The following is a 2429-nucleotide window of genomic DNA, read 5'->3' on the forward strand; positions in this document are numbered from 1 at the left end:
GTAAGCGTCTAAATTCCTGCGTCTTCAGCTTCTAGCCGATAGATGCCACAATCGTTGCAACCTGATGGAAGGAAGTGACGATGACGCCGCAGGAAAGAAGGTCGATGCGCCGCGAGCAGGTGGAGCGGTGCCTTTCGACGGACATGACGATCAAGGACTGGTGCGTGCTGAACAAGGTCGCGGAGTCCACGCTGTACGCGTGGATGGCCAGGTTCCGCGAGGAGGAACCGGAGCTGTTCGCTAAGCCCAACGCATCTGAGTGGATCGAGCTGTCGAGAGAATCGATCACGTCGCGCACAGCGCTCGCCAAGCCTGCCGCAGCAACACCTGCCATGCCGGCGCATTGCGTTGAGGACGGCGCGCCCGCACGCACGTCTTCGATCGTCGTGCGCACGAGGGGCACAGACATCGTCATCCCCTCAGGCTGCAGAGCAGATGACATCACATCGGTACTCAGGGCGGTGGCTTCCCTTTGAACCCGTTCACCACGCCCGACAAGCTGTTCATATCGCGTCGCCCGCAGGACATGCGGGCCGGCATACAGAGACTCGCCTCCGTGGTCACGACCGACTTCGGCATGGATCCCGCCGACGGCGCCCTCTACTGCTTCGTGAGCCGCGACTGCGAGAAGATGAAGCTCTTGCGCTTCGAGGCGAACGGGTGGTGCATGTACTACGTGCGCCTGGCCGAGGGCGGGTTTCGCTGGAGACACGACAAGGACGGCGAGGCGTCGCTGCAGATAGAGCGCAGGCAGCTCATATGGCTGCTCGACGGCATCGACTTCGAGCAGCCAAAAGCGCCTGCGCCGCTTTCCGCCAAAGTGGTCCTTTGACCTAAAAACACCTCCTGACCTGCTGATATATGGGATAATACGTTCATGCAGAAGAAGCGTCGCACCCCAGATCCCCCAACGCCGCAACAGCAGATCGCCATGCTGCGAGCGCAGCTCGCCTCGCTTGCCCGGGACAACGAGGCGCTTGCCCGGGACAATGCGCGGCTGGTCGAGGAAGCTGCGCAATTCAGCGCGGAAGCCGAAGAGAAAGCTTCGGCAATGACGGCCAAGATAGAAAGACTCGAGGCCAAGATGGCCCGGCTGGTGGAGATGCTGAAGCTCGCGAACATGCGCTTCTTCGGCTCCAAGTCGGAAAAGGTCGTCCCCGACCAGCTCTCCTTGTTCAACGACACGGAAGCCTGGGCAGATCCTGCCGAGGCCGAGCCAGAGCTTGACGGCGATGCCCCAGCCAAGCCGAGGAGACGCGGCGGGCGCCGTCGCATCGACACGGCCGACCTCGAGCGCGTCGTCATCGAACACACACTCGAGGATGCATCTTGTCCGCATTGCGGAAGCCCCATGTCTGAGATGAAGGTCGAGGTCACCGAAGTCATCCGCCTCGTGCCGGCGCACTTGGTAGTGGAAGAGCACCGCCGCCACGCCTACAAGTGCGGCCCGTGCTGCAAGGCTAACGCAAAAGGCGAAGAGGTCACATCGCAGATCGTGCGCGCCCCGATGCCCGAGCTTAGCCCCATCCCCCGCTCGTTTGCCACGGCGTCGATGCTCTCGTACGTGCTCAACGCGAAGTACGCCAACTCCATGCCCTATTACCGACTAGAAGAAGACTTCCGCTCGATAGGCGCCGACATCAGCCGCCAGGACATGGCGAACTGGACGATCAACGTGCACGAGAGATGGCTTTCCCTCATACACTCCCGCATGAAGGAAAAGCTCTTGGAATGCAGGTGCATAAACGCCGATGAGACCGAGGTGCAGGTACTCAAGGAGCCTGATCGTCTGGCCACGAAGAAGTCCTATATGTGGCTGTTCAGGAGCGGGCCCCACGAGACGCCGAACTGCATATTCGAGTACCACCCGACCCGTTCGGGCGATGTGGCGCGTACTTTCCTTAAGGGCTGGTCGGGCTACTTGACGACCGACGGGTACGACCCCTATTTCAACCTGGGGATCGACGGCGTGGTCAACACCGCGTGCTTGGTGCACATACGGCGCAGGTTCGCCGAGATCGTGAAGGTGGCAGGCGGCGACGCGGTATGCGAGGGCGCAAACTCGATTGCCTTGGAGGCGAGGCGGCGCATAGACCGCATCTTCCGCATCGACAAGAAGCTCGGCGACATGGATCCCGAGAGTCGCAAGGAAGCTCGGCTGGAGAAGCTCGCGCCGCATATGGAATCGTTCGAGGCGTGGGCCGAGGCCGCATTAGATAAGGCTGTTCCCAGGATGGCGTTGCACGAGGCGCTCCTCTATGCGATCAAATACTGGCCCTACGTCATGAACGTGCTCGAGGACGGCAGGCTCGGCCTGGACAACAACATCGCCGAGCGAGCCGTCAAGTCCTTCGTGATAGGCAGGAAGAACTGGCTGTTCTCCGGCACGCCAAGGGGCGCGAACGCCTCTGCGGCCATATACTCGATCG

The 2429-nt window shown here is 61.3% G+C and carries 3 protein-coding genes; all 3 read left to right on the forward strand.

The genetic code is table 11. From position 1 onward, the window contains the following. Positions 1–80: 80 nt before the first annotated feature. Positions 81–476 (forward strand): hypothetical protein, encoded by a 396-nt coding sequence (locus HRL41_RS11805; RefSeq protein ID WP_172137190.1) that lies wholly within the window; start codon positions 81–83, stop codon positions 474–476. Next, complete coding sequence (gene tnpB / locus HRL41_RS11810) at positions 473–832, forward strand: IS66 family insertion sequence element accessory protein TnpB (protein ID WP_172137191.1); 360 nt, start codon at positions 473–475, stop codon at positions 830–832. Before HRL41_RS11805 ends, tnpB begins: the two co-directional genes overlap by 4 nt. 219 nt (positions 833–1051) lie before the next feature. After that, on the forward strand, positions 1052–2429 hold a 1378-nt coding region (locus HRL41_RS11815), incomplete at its 3' end, for an IS66 family transposase (protein WP_172137192.1).

Origin of the sequence: Adlercreutzia sp. ZJ473 (assembly GCF_013185065.1) — a bacterium.
GTDB lineage: Bacteria > Actinomycetota > Coriobacteriia > Coriobacteriales > Eggerthellaceae > CAAEEV01.

What these genes read in the sequence shown, in the direction of transcription:
- HRL41_RS11805 (WP_172137190.1), top strand. Translation starts at nt 81, where the DNA reads ATGACGCCGCAGGAAAGAAGGTCGATGCGCCGCGAGCAGGTGGAGCGG.